The organism is Pseudomonas sp. N-137 (assembly GCF_034555295.1).
Classification (GTDB): Bacteria; Pseudomonadota; Gammaproteobacteria; order Pseudomonadales; family Pseudomonadaceae; genus Aquipseudomonas; species Aquipseudomonas rhizophila.
The window spans coordinates 108,889-126,232 of sequence record NZ_JAXUDQ010000004.1 but is presented as its reverse complement, the minus strand read 5'-3'; the positions used below and the strand labels follow the sequence as shown (position 1 = coordinate 126,232).

Genomic DNA, 17,344 nt, shown 5'->3' with positions numbered 1-17,344 from the left:
CGAAGGGAAGGACGATGGGAAAAAATATCCTGCCTGGTCGCCGACTGATCGCTTGTTTGCCCATCGGTGATCGGCCATAGCACAGGAACCGATCAATGGTTTTGCGCTTAGCCGACGGACAACGGCCAGCACGTCGTCAGGTTATCCCCAGGTTTTACCGCGCAAATGAGCCAAAACGGCGCAACCATATAACCATTTCACGTGTTACTTGTGCACACTCGATGCGGTGGTTGTCACCGTATTGTCATGTGGAAACAATCTGGGGTGGGTGCCTGTATCCAAAATTTAAGTCAATGAAAAACATCGCTTTTTTTTACTGGTGAAAAAATCGTCAGTTTGAGCGCAGGCCCCGTTCCACAGGGCTTACGGCGACTTCAGGGGGGGTTGTCCACTGAGTTATCCACAGCTTCTGTGGATTGTCCCAAGCGCTTGCTCTAGCACGGGCGTGCCGGATTTTTTCGACTTTACCCGTGCGAAAAAAGGAGTAGAGTGGCGCGCCTTCCTGATCTGTCCCACAGTGCTTTATGAAGTTTCGCTCAGTATCAAATCCTGTTACCTCCACACCCGCCGGTGTTACCCCACCCAAACGCATTTCGATGCGCGTGGCCGAATGGCTGCTCGACAGCCCGCGCCTTGGGGAAAACACCAGTGTCAAACACTTGGCCGGCCGTTTACTCAAGCAACCAGCCCGGGAAGGCGTGGTAGCTGCGCAAAGTCGCCTCGGTCAGCTGATGTGCCGTGAGTGCGGGAACGCGCGCGATCGCCGTATCGGCCAGGATCTGCTGCGTCAGGCTGCCAGGGCCGGGGATCATCGTGCGCGCCAGGCGCTGGGTGAAATCGAAGACTGAGCTGGGCATCCCCTGGCCGCTTGGTTAACCTGCGGGCTTTATTTCATCGGCGGGAATTGTCATGGCTATGGATTTGACCAGCCTGTTGTTTGGCCTGGCGGGTGCTGCGGTGCCGTTGCTCGCCCTGGCCTGGCACCTGCAACGCCAGGCCAGCGCCGCGCAAACCGAACTCGCGTTAATGGAGGAGCGTCTGGCCACCGCCCACATGGCCCACGACGGTTTGAACGCCCAGCTCGATGCGTGCCGCGATGAAATCAGCGACCTGGGCCAGGCCAACGCCGCCCGGCAAGCCGAGCTTGCCGCCGCTTGTCGCGAAGTCGAGTTGTTGCAGATCGAACGCGACAATGCCCGAGACGCAGCCCACGCCTGGAACTTGGAGCGTGCCGGAAAAGAAGCGGAACTGCGGCGTCTCGATGCCCAGGCGGCTTCGTTGCATGCCGAACTGCGTGAGCAACAGGAAAGTCATCAGCAACGTCTGGACGACCTGCAAGGTTCGCGAGACGAGTTGCGGGCACAGTTCGCCGAGCTGGCAGGAAAAATCTTCGATGAGCGTGAGCAACGCTTCGCGGAAACCAGTCAGCAGCGGTTGGGGCAGTTGCTCGACCCGCTGAAGGAGCGCATCCAATCCTTTGAAAAACGTGTCGAGGAAAGCTATCAAGCCGAGGCGCGGGAACGCTTCTCCCTGGGCAAGGAGTTGGAACGGCTGCAACAGCTGAACCTGCGCCTGAGCGATGAAGCGACCAATCTGACCCGTGCCCTCAAAGGCCAGAAGACCCAGGGTAACTGGGGTGAGCTGATTCTGGAGCGGGTGCTTGAACACGCCGGCCTGGAGAAGGGCCGCGAGTATCAGACCCAGGTCAGCCTCAAGGGCCCGGACGGCGAACGGTTCCAGCCGGACGTGCTGATTTACCTGCCCGGCGACAAGCAGGTGGTGGTGGATTCCAAGGTCAGTCTTACGGCCTATCAACAATATGTGGCCGCCGAGGACGACAGCATCGGCCAACTCGCTCTCAAGCAGCACGTGGTGTCTTTGCGGGCCCACGTCAAAGGTCTGGCCGGCAAGGATTACAAGCGCCTGGATGGTTTGCACAGCCTGGATTTCGTGTTGTTGTTCGTACCGATCGAGGCCGCGTTTTCTGCCGCGCTGCAAGCCGAACCGAACCTGTTCCAGGAAGCCTTCGACCGCAACATCGTGATCGTCAGCCCGACGACGCTATTGGCGACGTTGCGGGTGATCGACAGCTTGTGGAAACAGGAGCGCCAGAGTCAGAACGCCCGGGAAATCGCCGAGCGGGCAGGGTGGCTGTACGACAAGTTCGTACTGTTCATTCAGGACCTGGACGAAATAGGCAGCCGTTTGCAGCAACTGGACAAAGCCTACAGTGCGGCGCGCAACAAACTCACAGAAGGGCGTGGCAATCTGATCAGCCGCAGCGAACAACTCAAATTGCTCGGCGCCCGGGCCAGCAAAAGCCTGCCAGCCGAACTGCTCGAACGGGCAATGACCGATGTCGATGGGCTGCCCGAACTGCCTGAAGAGACCGAAAAGCCTCAGGCTTGATGTAAAAACCTGGGCTTGATGCCAGGCAGTGTGTGCCTGACAGTGGGAAATCGATTCTCTACAACGGCAAATGCCGACTCAACAACGCCCTCAATGCGGCCGGTTTCACCGGTTTGGCCAAGTAGTCCAGACCCGCCGCATGCACCTGCGCCACCGTCTCGGGGCGGCCATCGGCGCTGATCACCACGCCTGGTATCGGTTCACCCATACGGCTGCGTAACCAGGCCATCAGCTCGGTTCCGGTTTCTCCATTGTCCAGGTGAAAATCCACCAGGGCCAGTTGCGGTCGGCCTCCCTCGCTGAGCAAACGCTCGCACTCCTGGCGGTTGCGCGCGGTCCACACCTGGCAGCCCCAGCGAGTGAGCAGGCTGTTCATGCCGATCAGAATGCTGTCTTCGTTATCGACACACAGCACCTGGGCGCCTTTTGGTAAATGACCGTTGAGTTCGGCTGCGGGCTTGGGCAAGGCAGTCTGCGCCTGGGCCAGCGGTACGCTGACGCTGAAGACACTGCCGCGCCCCGGCCAGGAACGCACCCGCAAGGTGTGACCCAGCACGCGGCACAGCCCGTCGGCGATCGCCAGGCCCAGGCCCAGGCCTTTTTCCGCACGGGTCTGATGGCTGTCGAGACGTTTGAACTCTTCGAAAATGACCTGCAGTTTGTCTTCGGCGATGCCCGGGCCGCGATCCCACACCTCCAGGCACAATTCGCCATTGCGACGGCGAACGCCCAGCAGTACCGGGCCTTTGGCATAGCGGAAGGCATTGGTGAGGAAGTTCTGCAACACACGACGTAGCAACTTGATGTCGCTGTCGACCCGTAGTCGTGAGCCCCGCACCCGGAATTTGAGGCCTTGTTCCTGGGCCAGTACCTTGAACTCGGCGCCCAGGGTATCGAACAGTTCGTTGAGGGCAAATGGATTGCGGTCAGGGTTGATCTTGCCGTTTTCCAGGCGGGAAATGTCCAGCAGATCGGTGATCAGGTCTTCGGCCGAGCGCAGCGAACTGTCCAGGTGGTGTACCAGTTGCCGGGCCTCGCTCGGCAAGGCGTCGTGCTGATGGGACAGCGCTGCGGAGAACAGGCGTGCGGCGTTGAGCGGCTGCATCAGGTCATGACTGACTGCTGCCAGGAACCGGGTCTTGGATTGGTAGGCCGACTCGGCGGTGCCTTTGGCTTCGGTCAGGGCCATGTTCAGTTGCGACAGTTCCCGGGTGCGTTCCGCCACCCGTTGTTCCAATCCTTCATTGGCTTCCGTGAGGGCCTGTTCGGCTTCGCGGAAAGCGGTGATGTCGGTAAAACTCATGACAAAACCGCCGCCGGGCATGGGGTTGCCGATCAGCTCGATCACCCGGCCATTGGGAAACAGCCGTTCAGAGGTGTGTGCACGGCCCTGGCGCATCCAGTGCAGGCGTCGAGCGACATGGACCTCTGCTTCGCCCGGGCCACAAAGGCCGCGCTCGGCGTTGTAGCGGATGATGTCGGCGATGGGCCGACCCACACTGATCAAACCGTCCGGATAGTTGAACAGCTCCAGGTATCGGCGGTTCCAGGCCACCAGCCTGAGGGACTGATCGACCACGCTGATGCCTTGGGTGATGTTTTCGATGGCACCTTGCAGCAGTGCACGGTTGAATTGCAGTACTTCCGAGGCTTCATCCGCAATTCGGACCACATCCTCCAACTGCATCTCCCGACCTTCAATCGCGGCTTTTACTACTGCGCGCGTCGACGAAGCCCCCAGCACGCCCGCCAGGAGCCGTTCGGTGTGGGCGATCCATTCGCTGTCGGCATTCTGGTTCGGGTTGAAGCCTTTGCCCTGGCGGTAGGCAAAGCGAATGAAACTCTGGCGCGCCCGTTCTTCGCCAACGAAGCGCGCGGCCAGTTGCAACAGGTCATCTATGTGCACCGCCAGCATCGAGCGGGGGTTGGGGCGGGCGCTGATTTCCTGGCCGATGAAGCGTCCGGCCTGCCAGTGTTCCGACACGCGGGTGCGCGACAGCACGGAGATCCAGGCAAACAGGGTGAAGTTACCGGCCAGGGATAACACGACCCCTTGGGTCAGCGGTGAAATCGGCAGGTTCAAGGGGTTGCCATGCAGCCACGCAAGCCCCGGGAAACTGTTCAGCGACCAGCCCAGGCTGTGGGCCGCGATCGGCAACACCAAGGTGTAGAACCACAGGAAAATCCCCATGGCGAGGCCGGCGAACACCCCGCGACGGTTGGCCTGTTTCCAGTACAGCGCGCCGAGCATGGCAGGCGCCAGTTGGGTCACGGCGGCGAAGGCGATCTGGCCGATGGTCGCCAGGCTCGCCGTCGAGCCCAGCAGGCGGTAGCTGACATAGGCCAGCAGCAGGATCACCACAATGCTCACCCGGCGAACCGACAGCATCCACTGGCGAAACACTTCAAAGGGCCGTTCGGCGTTGTTGCGGCGCAACAGCCAAGGCAGCAGCATGTCGTTGGACACCATGGTGGAGAGCGCGACACTCGCCACGATGACCATGCCGGTGGCCGCCGAGGCGCCGCCAATGAACGCAAGCACCGCCAGCGCCGGGTGGGCCTGGGCCAACGGCAGGCTGATGACGAATGAATCCGGCAGCACCGAGTCGGGCAGCATCATTTGCCCGGCGAGGGCGATGGGCACCACGAACAACGCCGCCAGGGCCAGGTAGGCGGGGAATACCCACTTGGCCAGGCGCAGGTCCTGGGGCTCGATGTTCTCGACCACGGTCACGTGAAACTGCCGCGGCAAGCAGATGATCGCCATCATCGCCACCCCGGTCTGCACCACCATGGACGGCCAGTTGATGGTTTCTTTCCAGTATTGCTCCAGCCGCGGCGCGAGCATCGCCTGGTTGAACAGATCGTCGAATCCGTCGTAGAGCCCGTACGTGACAAAGGCGCCAACGGCAAGGAAGGCGAACAGCTTGACCAGCGATTCAAAGGCAATGGCCAATACCATGCCTCGGTGGTGCTCGGTGGCGTCCAGGTTGCGGGTGCCGAACACGATGGTGAACAGCGCGAGGATCAGTGAAACGATCAGCGCCGTGTCCTGGGCGCGGGTGCCCGTGGTGTCGGCCCCGGCGCCGATGAGCAGGTTCACCCCGAGCACGATGCCCTTGAGCTGCAAGGCAATGTACGGCAACACACCCACCAGGCAAATCAGGGCAATCACAATCGCCAGGGACTGGGATTTGCCATAGCGGGCGGCGATGAAGTCAGCGATGGAGGTGATGTTTTCCTGCTTGCTGATCATCACCATTTTCTGCAAGACCCACGGGGCCAGCACCAGCAACAGGATCGGCCCGAGGTAAATCGGCAGGAATGACCAGAGTTGTTCGGCAGCCTGGCCCACCGCGCCAAAAAATGTCCAGCTGGTGCAGTACACCGCCAGCGACAGGCTGTAGACCCACGCCCGCACCCGAGGGGGTAAGGGTGTGCTGCGCCGGTCGCCGTAGAAGGCGATGGCGAACAGGATGGCCATATAGGCCAGGGCAACAACGGCAATCAGCCCGCTGGACAACGACATGGAAGCTCCTGAACGAAAGACCCCGGGGGCAGTGCCCGGCAGAACAGTCTCGCATGCCCGCTCGGGTTCGTCAGTGTCGACCAAGGTCGAGGCGTGTCGAGGTATCGCCGGTTGCGCTCAGCAATGGGGCATGGGGTGTGCTGGTCGGCCTCATCGCGAGCAGGCTCGCTCCCACACTGGATCTTCGGCGAAGATGGATTTTGTATTCACAACTGCTCAAATGTGTGAGCGAGCCTGCTCGCGATGGCGGTATTACTGGGCCAACGCGATATCCACCAACCGATACAACTCCTCAACCGCCAACGGCGCGGTGGCAAAGAGGATGCGAAACACCGTCGGCGCGACCACCACATTGATCAGTCGCTCGACCCCGGGGTTTGGCTCGTCAGGATAGCGATCCAGGATGGTCTGCAACTGGCCGCTGATGATTCCCACGCAATAGCCCGGCGTGGCGCAGGCCTGAATGTCGCGCATCATGTTGCGACCGGGCTCGGAGCTCATTTCGTCCAGGTACTGTTCGGCCCAGGCGCGAAGATCCCCGCGCAGGCTGCCGGTGTCCAGCGGTGCGCAGTCCGGGCGCATGCGGGCAATCGCGACGTCGCCCAGCAATGCCGGCAGGTCGCCCCAGCGCCGGTAAATGGTGGACGGGGTTACGCCTGCGCGGGCCGCGATTTGCGGTACGGTCAGGGTGGCGCGGTCCTGCTCCTGGAGCAGGCTGCGAACCGCCGAATGAATCGACTCTTGTACCCGGGCGCTTCTGCCGCCGGGACGTAAACCTTCTTTAATAGCCATGGATCGGACCTTAACACAAAGAATTTGCTTTAAGCGCGCGTCGATAGCACACTCCGCAAAAGCAAAAAATTAGCTTTTGTGGATCGCCTTGTGGAGTGTGCCCATGTCCCGTCCAGCTTCGACCCGTGCCAGTCTGATATTCCTGGCGATCACCCTGCTCGGTTTCCTCGCAGCGTCCAGTGCGCCAACCCCGCTGTATCACCTCTACCAGGAACAAATGCAATTTTCCCCTGGGGTCCTGACGCTGATTTTCGGTGTCTACGCGTTCAGTCTGTTAGCGGCGTTGCTGACCGTGGGTTCGTTGTCGGATTATCTGGGACGCAAACCGGTGATTTTCGTAGCGCTGTTGCTCAACATGCTGGCAATGCTGCTGTTTATCAACGCCGACAGTATCGCCTGGTTGATCGGTGCGCGGTTGATTCAGGGCTTCGCGACGGGCATGGCCACCAGTGTGCTTGGCGCTGCCTTGCTGGACTTCGATCGTCGGCAAGGTCCGCTGATCACCAGCGTCGCGCCCTTGCTGGGCATGGCTTGCGGAGCATTTGGTTGCGGGATGTTGGCCGAGTTCGCGCCGTTGCCCCTGCAACTGACGTACTGGATTCTGCTGGGATTGTTCCTGATCCAGGCCATTTACCTCTGGTTTCTGGCCGAGAGCGTCAGCCCGCAGCCGGGTGCCTGGCGATCTTTGCGCCCCACCTTGCATGTGCCGATCCAGGCACGGCGCGCCTTGTGGCTGATACTGCCCTTGAACCTGGTGGCCTGGGCGGTGGGCGGCTTCTACTTATCACTGGCGCCGTCATTGGTGCGGGCCGCAACCGGCACCACCTCCAACCTGATTGGCGGCGCGCTGGTGGCGGTGCTGACGCTCACCGGAGCGTTGAGTATCTACACGCTGCGCAACCAGATGGCCGACAAAATGCTGCGCCTGGCCGCCAGCCTGTTGATGGTCGGTCTGGTGCTGGTATTGCTCGCAGTGCACGCTGCTAGCTTGCCGTTGTTCTTCGTCGGCACGCTGGTCACTGGCAGCGGTTTCGGCGCGGGCTTTCTGGGAGCATTGCGCAGCATCATGCCGTTGGCCTTGCCCCATGAACGGGCCGGGTTGATGTCAGCGTTTTATGTCCTCAGCTATCTGGCTTTCAGCCTGCCGTCGCTGCTGGCGGGAAGCCTGACCCGGGTCTTTGGGCTGATCCCGACCACCGATGGCTATGGCGCGGTGTTGATTGTGCTGTCGACCGTCGCCTTGCTCGGGCTGTCGCGTCAGGCGCGGCCAGCGCCTGGTTTGGGTTAACCTTGGCGCCTGTGTGTTTTCTTTGGGGCGATCTGGGTTGAACATCATCCGCAGCAAATCCTTCACCGGCGACCGCGCCTGGGCGGCGTTGGATATCGCCGACATGAACGGCATTACCACGCGTCTGCACTGGACCGATCAGCCCTACAAATGGCACATCAATGAAGGTCAGGAAGTCTTCGTGGTGCTCGATGGGCAAGTGCAGATGTGCTATCGGGAAGACGGTATCGAAAAAGATACCTTGCTGAGTGCGGGGGATATTTTCTATGCATCGGTGGGCACCGAACATCTGGCCAAGCCATTGGGAGAGGCGAGAATTCTGGTGATCGAGACCAAGGGCACTATCTGATCACTATTTGCATAATCGATAATATATAGAGATATTACCCGTTATATAGATATTCGATTTGAATCTAGCATGGCTCTATCTCGTCCCAGAGCAGGAGTTCGCCATGCCATGCTGTGCTGCAACCAACCGTTTGTGCCCACTCAGTCATTTGCCCAGGCCATTGGAAGCCATTCGCCAGTTCACACCTAACTGGTTTGCTGTCGTCATGGGCACCGGTGTATTGGCCCTGGCCCTGGCGCAATGGCCGGGGGATGTCCCAGGCCTGCGCGGCCTGGCCGAAGGGGTATGGTTGTTCAATGTCCTGTTGTTCGTGTTGTTCACTGGGCTGTACACCGCCCGTTGGGTGTTGTTCTTCGACGAGGCCCGGCGGATTTTCGGTCATTCAACGGTTTCGATGTTCTTCGGCACCATCCCCATGGGGCTGGCGACCCTCATCAATGGCTTGTTGGTATTCGGTTTGCCACGGTGGGGCGAGGGCGTGGTGCCGCTGGCGGAAACGTTGTGGTGGATCGACGTGGCGATGTCCTTGGCCTGCGGCGTGCTGATTCCGTTTTTGATGTTCACCCGCCAGGAACACCGGATCGATCAGATGACCGCCGTGTGGCTATTGCCCGTGGTGGCCGCTGAAGTCGCCGCCGCCAGTGGCGGGTTGTTGGCACCGCACTTGGCAGACGCTCATTCGCAACTGGTGATGCTGGTCACCAGCTACATCCTCTGGGCATTTTCCCTACCCGTAGCGTTCAGCATCCTGACGATTCTGCTGCTGCGCATGGCCCTGCACAAACTACCCCACGAAAACATGGCCGCCTCGAGCTGGCTGGCCCTCGGCCCGATCGGGACCGGTGCTCTGGGCATGTTGTTGCTGGGAGGCGATGCGCCGCTGATTTTTGCCGCCAATGGCTTGCCGGGCTTAGGTGAAGTCGCCGCCGGCGTGGGCGTGGTGGCCGGTATCACCCTGTGGGGCTTCGGGTTCTGGTGGATGCTGATGGCGCTGCTGATCACCGCACGGTATTTGCGCACTGGCATCCCGTTCAACCTCGGGTGGTGGGGCTTTACCTTCCCCTTGGGCGTGTATGCGCTGGCAACGCTGAAGCTGGCGAGCTTGCTGAGCCTGGGTTTTTTTACTGTGTTCGGTTGTGTACTGGTGGCGATGCTGGCGGTGATGTGGCTGATCGTCGGCCGCCGCACGGTGCTCGGCGCCTGGCACGGTGAGCTATTCGTGTCGCCATGCATTGCGGGGCTGGCGAAATAATCGTTAAAGACAGGTAATGTGTGGCCTGGATCAAAAAACCTCATTCCAATAAGCGACCACGCCACTCAGGAACATGGAAGATGAGTCACCCCTCGCAGTTCACCTTGCTCCGCACGCGGCGTTTCCTGCCGTTTTTCATCACACAGTCCCTTGGCGCGTTCAACGACAACGTGTTCAAGCAGTCGTTGATCCTGGCGATTCTCTATCGGCTGACCATCGAGGGCGACCGCTCGATCTGGGTCAATCTGTGTGCGCTGCTGTTTATCTTGCCGTTCTTCTTGTTCTCGGCACTGGCAGGGCAGTTCGGGGAAAAATTCGCCAAGGATGCGTTGATTCGTCTGATCAAGTTCGGCGAAATCGCCATCATGGCGATCGGCGCGGTGGGTTTCCTGTTCGATCACTTGTGGTTGATGCTGGCGGCGCTGTTCGCCATGGGTACCCAGTCGGCGCTGTTCGGGCCGGTGAAATATTCGATCCTGCCGCAAGCGCTGCGCGAGGACGAACTGGTCGGCGGCAATGGCCTAGTGGAGATGGGCACATTCCTGGCGATCCTCTTGGGCACTATCGGCGCTGGGATCATGATGTCCTCGGCGCATTACGCGCCGGTGGTGGCGACGTCGATTGTCGTTATCGCCGTAGCCGGTTACCTGGCGAGTCGCGGCATTCCGCGGGCGGCGGCAGCTTCACCGCAGATGCGCCTGAACTGGAACATTTTCAGCCAGTCCTGGGCCACGCTTAAACTGGGCCTGGGACAAACCCCTGCGGTGTCCCGCTCCATTGTCGGCAACTCGTGGTTCTGGTTTGTCGGGGCGATTTATCTGACCCAGATCCCGGCCTACGCCAAGGACTGGATGCACGGTGATGAAACCGTGGTGACCTTGATCCTGACGGTGTTCTCGGTGGGGATCGCCGTGGGTTCGATGCTGTGCGAGAAGCTGTCCGGGCGTAAAGTCGAGATCGGCCTGGTTCCCTTCGGCTCGTTCGGCCTGACCGTATTCGGGCTGCTGTTGTGGTGGCATTCCGGCGGAATTCCTGGCAGTGCCGAGGGCTACGGCTGGCTCGAAGTGCTCGGTTTCGGCCACGCCTGGCTGGTGCTGATCGACATCCTCGGGCTCGGTGTCTTTGGTGGTTTCTACATCGTGCCGCTGTACGCACTGATCCAGTCGCGCACCGCCGAGAATGAGCGGGCGCGGGTCATCGCCGCCAACAACATTCTCAACGCGCTGTTCATGGTGGTCTCGGCGATTGTCTCCATTGTCCTGCTGGGCTTGCTGGAACTGTCGATTCCCCAGCTGTTCCTGGTGGTGTCACTGCTGAACATTGGCGTGAACACCTACATCTTCAAAATCGTCCCTGAGTTCAGCATGCGTTTCATGATCTGGCTGCTGAGCCATTCCATGTACCGCGTGGAACATCGCAACCTGGATGCGATTCCCGATGAAGGCGCCGCGCTGCTGGTCTGCAATCACGTGTCCTTCGTCGACGCGTTGCTGATCGGTGGCGCGGTGCGTCGGCCGATTCGCTTCGTGATGTACTACAAGATCTACAACCTGCCAGTGCTCAATTTCATCTTTCGCACCGCCGGGACGATTCCGATTGCCGGGCGCCAGGAAGACATTCATATCTACGAAAGCGCTTTTACACGCATCGCTCAATACCTGCAGAACGGCGAGTTGGTGTGTATCTTCCCCGAAGGAAAATTGACGGCCGATGGTGAGATCAATGAGTTCAAGGGCGGACTGACGCGCATTCTTCAGGAAACACCTGTGCCGGTGATTCCCCTGGCGTTGCAGGGATTGTGGGGCAGTTTCTTCAGTCGTGACCCGAACAAGGGGCTGTTTCGCCGGTTGTGGTCGCGGGTGACGTTAGTGGCGGGACCGGCGGTCGCCGTTGAGGTGGCGGAACCGGCGAAGTTGCAGGCGTTGGTGGGGGAGTTGCGCGGGGCTGTCAGATAACGAGAGACGCCTTGTGAAAGTAGGTATGTGAGAGCAAAGCTTGCTCGCGATAGCGTCCTTGAGACCGCCTCGCGGGCAAGCCTTGCTCCCACAGGTCTAGCCCTACAAGCCTAGAAGTCTACAGAGATTGTTCCTGCAGGTGAGCTCAGGCGCTGGCCTTAAGCCCGATCAACCCGGCAACGATCAACGCCACACTGGCTAGCCGAACCAGCGCCATGGATTCACCAAACAGAATGATTCCGGCAATCACCGTGCCCACGGCACCGACACCGGTCCAGATGGCATAGGCCGTGCCCAGGGGCAACTCCTTCATCGCAAGGCCCAGCAGGCCAAGGCTGATAGCCATGGCCGCAACGGTCAATACGGTAGGGAGCGGGCGGCTGAAACCGTCGGTGTACTTCAGGCCGACAGCCCAACCGACTTCGAACAGGCCGGCAAAAAACAGAATGATCCAGGACATCACACACCTCCATCGATGGATGGGGTCGTCCCCGGATTTAGGTCGATCGAGTGGCGGGGTCGTCCCCGCGATGGGCATATAGATTGCCCATTATTGACCACTCGATCAAGTCTGTCTTTCAGTCCGCCGCTTGGCGGGCGAGCAGTTCACGGTCCTGCTTTTCGCTCATACGGCGGAAATACGTCGAGAGCAGCGCCCCGGAAATATTGTGCCAGACGCTGAACAGCGCGCTGGGCACCGCTGCCAGCGGCGAGAAATGCGCACTGGCCAGGGCTGCGCCCAGACCGGAGTTTTGCATGCCCACCTCCAGCGACAAGGTCTTGCGCTGGGCCAGTGGCAACCCGAACAGGCGAGCGGTGAAGTAACCCAACAGGTAACCGAAGCTGTTATGCAGCATCACGATCGCCATAATCAGCAGGCCGGACTCGGCGATCTTCGCCTGACTGGCCGCCACTACCGCCGCCACAATGATCACGATGCTCACTACCGAGATCAGCGGCAGCACTTCCACCGCGTGACGAACCCGCTCTCCCAGCAGGCGTTGAGCAACGATGCCCAGCACGATAGGCAGCAGTACGATCTGCAGGATCGACCAGAAAAGCGCCGAGAACGACACCGGCAACCAGGCGGAAGCCAGCAGCCAGATCAGCGCCGGGGTCAGCAAAGGCGCGAGCAGGGTGGTGATGGCCGAAAGCGACACGGCCAAAGCCAGGTCGCCGCGGGCCAACCAGGTCATGACATTGGAGGAGGTGCCGCTCGGACAGCAACCCACCAGAATCACCCCGACGGCAATCTCCGGTGGCAGGCTGAATACTTGGCAGAGCAGCCACGCCACGCCAGGCATGATGACAAATTGTGCAATCACCCCCAGGACCACCCGCCCTGGATGACGGCCCACTTCGGCAAAGTCCTCCAGCTTGAGCGCCAGGCCCATGCCGAACATCACCAGCCCCAGCAAGGGGACGATGGCGACTTTCAGGTCGACGAACCATTGCGGTAGCAAGAATGCCAGCACGGCAAAAAACAGCACCCAGTAAGCGAAGGTATTGCCGACAAAACGACTCAATGCAGCCAGTGCGCGCATGACCTGATCCTTATTATTAAGTAGCACCACAAAAACAATGTGGGAGCGAGCCTGCTCGCGATGGCGGAGTATCAGGCAACCTGTCGGTAACTGTCACTCTGCCATCGCGAGCAGGCTCGCTCCCACAAGGGTAATCATTGGGCTGTCAGATCCCCTGAGGCATCTCTTCACCACCCAACGCTTCTACCAGCGCCGGCAGGAACTCGCCAAACGTCAACATCATCAGCGTGAAGCTGGCGTCCAGTTGGCCGAGGGCCTCGTCGCCGCCGTCCTGTTCCGCCTGATCCTGCAGCAAGTCTTCGAATTTCAGGCGCTTGACCACCATTTTGTCGTCGAGCACGAAAGACAGCTTGTCCTGCCAGGCCAGCGACAGTTGGGTCACCACCTTGCCGGTGTTCAAGTGCAACTGGATTTCGTCGCTGGTCAGGTCCTGACGCTTGCAACGCACAATGCCGCCATCTTCGTGTGTGTCGCGCAGCTCGCATTCATCCAGCACGAAGAAATCGTCGGCGGCTTTCTGAGTCTTGACCCAGTCGGTCATGATGGCGGTGGGTGCGGTTTTCACGGTCAGTGGGCGCACCGGCAGCGAGCCGAGGACTTCGCGCAGGGTGGAGAGCAGGTCTTCGGCGCGTTTCGGGCTGGCGGAGTTGACCAGGATCAGACCCTGTTTCGGTGCGATGGCAGCGAAGGTGGACGAGCGACGAATGAACGCGCGAGGCAGAAACGCCTGGATGATTTCATCCTTGAGCTGGTCCCGTTCCTTTTTATAGACCTTGCGCATTTGTTCGGCTTCGATCTCTTCGACCTTTTCTTTCAGGGCATCGCGTACGACGCTGCCTGGCAGGATGCGTTCTTCCTTGCGTGCGGCGATCAGCAGGAAATCCTGGCTGATGTGCACCAGAGGTGCGTCTTCGCCTTTACCGAACGGCGCGACGAAACCGTAAGTGGTCAACTCCTGGCTTGCACATGGACGCGCCAGTTTGCTGGCCAGTGCAGTTTCCAACGCCTCGGCATCAAAAGGCAGATCTTGGGTCAGGCGATAGATAAGCAGGTTTTTGAACCACATGGGGTGAGTCTCTCCTTTATACAAAGGGGGGCATTATTCTCTTCGCGGCGCCATAGGCCAACCCTTCGCTAAGCCTTTGGAAGGCCTGAAAAAATTAAATTAAAAAGTGCTTGCCAGCTTTGAGGACGCTCCGTAGAATGCGCGCCACACCGAAAGCGAAGGGTGATTAGCTCAGCTGGGAGAGCGTCTGCCTTACAAGCAGAATGTCGGCGGTTCGATCCCGTCATCACCCACCATTCGCTCCAAAGTGTTACGCGCAGCGGTAGTTCAGTCGGTTAGAATACCGGCCTGTCACGCCGGGGGTCGCGGGTTCGAGTCCCGTCCGCTGCGCCATATTCGGTAATCTGGAACACTGAACGCCAGATCACCACAGAAAGCCCGCTAACGCGGGCTTTTTGCTGTTTGCAGTTCCTGCGGTGCACGTTAATCACATTTTTTGCTGAATAGTTAATTAAATCAGCACGTTACGAAAATTTGTGAGAGAATGCGCCCCGCATCGAAAGTGAAGGGTGATTAGCTCAGCTGGGAGAGCGTCTGCCTTACAAGCAGAATGTCGGCGGTTCGATCCCGTCATCACCCACCAAGCTTTCAATGTTACGCGCAGCGGTAGTTCAGTCGGTTAGAATACCGGCCTGTCACGCCGGGGGTCGCGGGTTCGAGTCCCGTCCGCTGCGCCATATTCGCTTCCACTTAGGCCCACTGAACGCCTGGAAGCTACCGAATAAGCGGCCTTTGGCCGCTTTTTTCGTTTATGGCGTTTCATCGCAATCCATCAGCAGCCCAGCAAACGGCACGGCCGTGATATAGCAGGTGCTGCCCCTCGGCGGATATGAGCATCAAATGGGTATGTGGGTCGTCGACAAGACCTGGCGCAACCCCATGAACGAGCGGATCTGCCGAACACCGGGCAGGTAAAGCAACTGTTCGGCATGCAGCCGATTGAAGCTGTGGCTGTCCTTGGTTCGCAGCAACATGAAATAGTCGAATTCTCCCGTCACCACATGGCATTCCATACAGCCGGATACCTTTTGTGCGGCCGCCTCGAAATCTGCAAAGGATTGCGGTGTGGAGCGGTCCAGTACCACGCCGATCAACACCACCATTCCCGCGTCCAGCGCCTCACTGTCCAGCAATGCAACGATGCCCTTGATCAGGCCGGCCTGCTTGAGCCGTTCGACGCGCCTGAGGCAAGCCGGCGCGCTCAGTTTCACCTTCTCTGCAAGCGCCACATTGGAGATGGAGGCATCGCGCTGCAGGGTCTTGAGAATCGCTCGGTCGGTTCGATCAAGCGGTTGCGGCGCCGCAGCTGTTTCTTCAGGCTTCTTGTGATTATTTGTTGCGCTCATCTCTCTTCCCGAACAACTAAAGTATGTTCTGTAATTGTTTGCGTAAATAATAGTTCTTTAAGTACCTTAAACTTGCAACACATATTTTTCATATTCTTCTTAATATTGAACTCATCGAAGCCCCCCTGAAATAGCCTGGAAGGCAGCCTTTGTCTTTCGGCCTGGTGCTTGGATATTCAATACACAAGGAGCAGAGTCATGAACCTGAATCGTTTCGAACGTTATCCGCTGACCTTTGGTCCCTCTCCCATCACCCCCTTGAAGCGTCTCAGCGAACATTTGGGCGGCAAGGTGCAGTTGTATGCCAAGCGTGAAGACTGCAACAGTGGCCTGGCTTTCGGCGGGAACAAAACCCGCAAGCTTGAATACCTGATTCCCGAAGCGCTTGAGCAAGGCTGCGATACCCTGGTTTCCATCGGCGGAATCCAGTCGAACCAGACCCGCCAGGTAGCCGCCGTCGCTGCTCACCTGGGCATGAAGTGCGTACTGGTGCAGGAAAACTGGGTGAACTACTCCGATGCGGTGTATGACCGGGTAGGCAATATCGAGATGTCCCGGATCATGGGTGCAGAGGTACGTCTGGACGCCGCCGGGTTTGACATCGGCATTCGTCCCAGCTGGGAGAAGGCCATGAGCGATGTGGTCGAGCGAGGCGGCAAGCCATTCCCGATCCCGGCGGGGTGTTCCGAGCATCCCTACGGCGGCCTCGGGTTCGTGGGTTTCGCCGAAGAGGTACGGCAACAGGAAAAAGAATTGGGCTTCAAGTTTGACTACATCGTGGTCTGCTCGGTGACCGGTAGTACCCAGGCCGGCATGGTGGTCGGTTTCGCTGCTGACGGTCGCTCGAAGAACGTCATCGGTATCGACGCCTCGGCCAAACCGGAGCAGACCAAGGCACAGATTCTGCGCATTGCCCGGCACACCGCCGAGCTGGTGGAGCTGGGTCGGGAGATCACTGAAGAGGACGTGGTCCTCGATACGCGCTTCGCCTACCCGGAATATGGCTTGCCCAACGACGGCACGCTGGAAGCTATCCGACTGTGCGCGAGCCTTGAGGGCGTACTGACAGACCCGGTGTATGAAGGTAAATCCATGCACGGGATGATTGATATGGTGCGTCGTGGTGAGTTCCCTGAAGGCTCGAAAGTGCTTTATGCGCATTTGGGCGGGGTTCCCGCGCTGAACGCCTATAGCTTCCTGTTCCGCAACGGATGATTGCGCTTCAAGTCCGTAAAGCGTTGACGCTAGCGGTGAGTAAGTTGTGGCGGGGAGCAAACTCCCTTGCCACAGGTTCAATGTCGCACTTGCTGAGCAGCGCGGGACCCGGCCCCATCAGGCGCTATAGCGCTCTTGCAAGACACTTTTTGCCAGGTCCCTGGCCACCGACAAGATCTCCTCCACCTGCTTATCCATCGCAGCATCGGTTAACTCGACCTTACCCAGTTTAACGAAGCGCAATGTGTGGCCGCAGACAGATCCCAGCCAAGTCAGGCTAGGCAGCGGGCTGACTTCGACATCAAGCAGGTAGCAGCCTTTCGATACTGAGCGCAGCAACTGGCTGGCATGACACAGGCTGGATGGATTCGATTCCGATGCCTCAGACCCGGCTCTGAGCCAGTCGAGCATGAACTCATGCGACTGCTTGACGACCAGATAGGCCACCTGGTCCCAGTCCTTGATCGCCAGCTGCAACGTGTCGATGAAGTATTCGGGCAGTTCGGCACTGGTGACAATAACGACACCCACATCCGTTAATGGCGCTTTTATCCAGACTGCGGATTGCGAAATCGTATGCATGAAAGTACTCCCGGTGA

The 17,344-nt window shown here is 59.3% G+C and carries 14 protein-coding genes and 4 tRNA genes; 11 read left to right on the top strand and 7 right to left on the bottom strand.

Annotation, left to right across the window (positions count from 1 at the left end; translation table 11 throughout):
* Window positions 1-524: 524 nt before the first annotated feature.
* Window positions 525-848 carry a hypothetical protein gene (locus tag T3A99_RS00955; RefSeq protein ID WP_076383767.1) on the top strand — a complete coding sequence of 108 codons (324 nt, stop codon included), beginning with the start codon at window positions 525-527 and terminating at the stop codon, window positions 846-848.
* A gap of 178 nt (window positions 849-1,026) precedes the next feature.
* Window positions 1,027-2,409: a DNA recombination protein RmuC gene (rmuC, locus tag T3A99_RS00950; protein WP_196304611.1), complete on the top strand. Its 1,383-nt coding sequence runs from the start codon at window positions 1,027-1,029 to the stop codon at window positions 2,407-2,409.
* 58 nt (window positions 2,410-2,467) lie between these two features.
* Here rmuC and T3A99_RS00945 read toward each other — a convergent pair whose 3' ends face one another.
* Window positions 2,468-5,938 carry a PAS domain-containing hybrid sensor histidine kinase/response regulator gene (locus tag T3A99_RS00945; RefSeq protein WP_047228702.1) on the bottom strand — a complete coding sequence of 1,157 codons (3,471 nt, stop codon included), beginning with the start codon at window positions 5,936-5,938 and terminating at the stop codon, window positions 2,468-2,470.
* A 252-nt stretch (window positions 5,939-6,190) separates the two neighbouring features.
* The gene (locus T3A99_RS00940; RefSeq protein ID WP_076383769.1) at window positions 6,191-6,730 is read right to left on the bottom strand and encodes a TetR/AcrR family transcriptional regulator; all 540 of its coding nucleotides are present in this window, start codon (window positions 6,728-6,730) and stop codon (window positions 6,191-6,193) included.
* 103 nt (window positions 6,731-6,833) lie between these two features.
* On the opposite strand from T3A99_RS00940, the gene T3A99_RS00935 reads away from it, so the two are divergent.
* The 4 genes from T3A99_RS00935 to T3A99_RS00920 all read left to right on the top strand — a co-directional run bounded on the left by T3A99_RS00935 (window position 6,834) and on the right by T3A99_RS00920 (window position 11,574).
* A complete protein-coding gene (locus tag T3A99_RS00935) occupies window positions 6,834-8,018 on the top strand; it encodes an MFS transporter (RefSeq protein WP_047228700.1) in 1,185 nt (394 codons plus the stop codon).
* A gap of 37 nt (window positions 8,019-8,055) precedes the next feature.
* Window positions 8,056-8,367 (top strand): cupin domain-containing protein, encoded by a 312-nt coding sequence (locus T3A99_RS00930; protein ID WP_047228699.1) that lies wholly within the window; start codon window positions 8,056-8,058, stop codon window positions 8,365-8,367.
* A 103-nt stretch (window positions 8,368-8,470) separates the two neighbouring features.
* Window positions 8,471-9,619 (top strand): TDT family transporter, encoded by a 1,149-nt coding sequence (locus tag T3A99_RS00925; RefSeq protein WP_047228698.1) that lies wholly within the window; start codon window positions 8,471-8,473, stop codon window positions 9,617-9,619.
* A gap of 80 nt (window positions 9,620-9,699) precedes the next feature.
* Window positions 9,700-11,574, top strand: coding sequence for an MFS transporter (locus tag T3A99_RS00920; protein WP_160894119.1), 1,875 nt, complete (start codon window positions 9,700-9,702; stop codon window positions 11,572-11,574).
* 145 nt (window positions 11,575-11,719) lie between these two features.
* On the opposite strand, the gene sugE is transcribed toward T3A99_RS00920, so the two are convergent.
* From sugE to rdgC, 3 genes are all read right to left on the bottom strand, one after another.
* On the bottom strand, window positions 11,720-12,034 hold the full coding sequence (gene sugE, locus T3A99_RS00915; protein ID WP_047228696.1) for a quaternary ammonium compound efflux SMR transporter SugE: 315 nt from the start codon (window positions 12,032-12,034) through the stop codon (window positions 11,720-11,722).
* A 118-nt stretch (window positions 12,035-12,152) separates the two neighbouring features.
* Window positions 12,153-13,118 carry a bile acid:sodium symporter family protein gene (locus tag T3A99_RS00910; RefSeq protein WP_107321747.1) on the bottom strand — a complete coding sequence of 322 codons (966 nt, stop codon included), beginning with the start codon at window positions 13,116-13,118 and terminating at the stop codon, window positions 12,153-12,155.
* A 145-nt stretch (window positions 13,119-13,263) separates the two neighbouring features.
* Window positions 13,264-14,184: a recombination-associated protein RdgC gene (gene rdgC, locus T3A99_RS00905; RefSeq protein ID WP_047228694.1), complete on the bottom strand. Its 921-nt coding sequence runs from the start codon at window positions 14,182-14,184 to the stop codon at window positions 13,264-13,266.
* Between the two features lie 160 nt (window positions 14,185-14,344).
* On the opposite strand from rdgC, the gene T3A99_RS00900 reads away from it, so the two are divergent.
* The 4 genes from T3A99_RS00900 (at window position 14,345) to T3A99_RS00885 (ending at window position 14,861) form a co-directional block, all read left to right on the top strand.
* Window positions 14,345-14,420: transfer RNA gene (locus T3A99_RS00900), tRNA-Val, on the top strand.
* 20 nt (window positions 14,421-14,440) lie between these two features.
* Window positions 14,441-14,517 (top strand) — tRNA-Asp (locus tag T3A99_RS00895).
* A 174-nt stretch (window positions 14,518-14,691) separates the two neighbouring features.
* Window positions 14,692-14,767 (top strand) — tRNA-Val (locus tag T3A99_RS00890).
* A gap of 17 nt (window positions 14,768-14,784) precedes the next feature.
* Window positions 14,785-14,861: transfer RNA gene (locus T3A99_RS00885), tRNA-Asp, on the top strand.
* A gap of 159 nt (window positions 14,862-15,020) precedes the next feature.
* Here the strand turns inward: T3A99_RS00885 and T3A99_RS00880 are convergent.
* The gene (locus T3A99_RS00880; protein ID WP_047230462.1) at window positions 15,021-15,530 is read right to left on the bottom strand and encodes an Lrp/AsnC family transcriptional regulator; all 510 of its coding nucleotides are present in this window, start codon (window positions 15,528-15,530) and stop codon (window positions 15,021-15,023) included.
* A gap of 198 nt (window positions 15,531-15,728) precedes the next feature.
* Here T3A99_RS00880 and T3A99_RS00875 point away from each other — a divergent pair, with 198 nt between their 5' ends.
* Window positions 15,729-16,745 (top strand): 1-aminocyclopropane-1-carboxylate deaminase, encoded by a 1,017-nt coding sequence (locus T3A99_RS00875; RefSeq protein ID WP_047230463.1) that lies wholly within the window; start codon window positions 15,729-15,731, stop codon window positions 16,743-16,745.
* 117 nt (window positions 16,746-16,862) lie between these two features.
* On the opposite strand, the gene T3A99_RS00870 is transcribed toward T3A99_RS00875, so the two are convergent.
* Entirely contained in the window at window positions 16,863-17,327 is a 465-nt protein-coding gene (locus T3A99_RS00870; protein ID WP_047230464.1) for a hypothetical protein, read from the bottom strand.
* Window positions 17,328-17,344 lie beyond the last annotated feature (17 nt).

Bases quoted from the DNA above. Each gene is read 5' to 3' on its own strand.
- T3A99_RS00955 (WP_076383767.1), top strand. From the start codon at position 525: ATGAAGTTTCGCTCAGTATCAAATCCTGTTACCTCCACACCCGCCGGT.
- rmuC (WP_196304611.1), top strand. From the start codon at position 1,027: ATGGAGGAGCGTCTGGCCACCGCCCACATGGCCCACGACGGTTTGAAC.
- T3A99_RS00945 (WP_047228702.1), bottom strand. From the start codon at position 5,938: ATGTCGTTGTCCAGCGGGCTGATTGCCGTTGTTGCCCTGGCCTATATG.
- T3A99_RS00940 (WP_076383769.1), bottom strand. From the start codon at position 6,730: ATGGCTATTAAAGAAGGTTTACGTCCCGGCGGCAGAAGCGCCCGGGTA.
- T3A99_RS00935 (WP_047228700.1), top strand. From the start codon at position 6,834: ATGTCCCGTCCAGCTTCGACCCGTGCCAGTCTGATATTCCTGGCGATC.
- T3A99_RS00925 (WP_047228698.1), top strand. From the start codon at position 8,471: ATGCCATGCTGTGCTGCAACCAACCGTTTGTGCCCACTCAGTCATTTG.
- T3A99_RS00920 (WP_160894119.1), top strand. From the start codon at position 9,700: ATGAGTCACCCCTCGCAGTTCACCTTGCTCCGCACGCGGCGTTTCCTG.
- sugE (WP_047228696.1), bottom strand. From the start codon at position 12,034: ATGTCCTGGATCATTCTGTTTTTTGCCGGCCTGTTCGAAGTCGGTTGG.
- T3A99_RS00910 (WP_107321747.1), bottom strand. From the start codon at position 13,118: ATGCGCGCACTGGCTGCATTGAGTCGTTTTGTCGGCAATACCTTCGCT.
- rdgC (WP_047228694.1), bottom strand. From the start codon at position 14,184: ATGTGGTTCAAAAACCTGCTTATCTATCGCCTGACCCAAGATCTGCCT.
- T3A99_RS00880 (WP_047230462.1), bottom strand. From the start codon at position 15,530: ATGAGCGCAACAAATAATCACAAGAAGCCTGAAGAAACAGCTGCGGCG.
- T3A99_RS00875 (WP_047230463.1), top strand. From the start codon at position 15,729: ATGAACCTGAATCGTTTCGAACGTTATCCGCTGACCTTTGGTCCCTCT.
- T3A99_RS00870 (WP_047230464.1), bottom strand. From the start codon at position 17,327: ATGCATACGATTTCGCAATCCGCAGTCTGGATAAAAGCGCCATTAACG.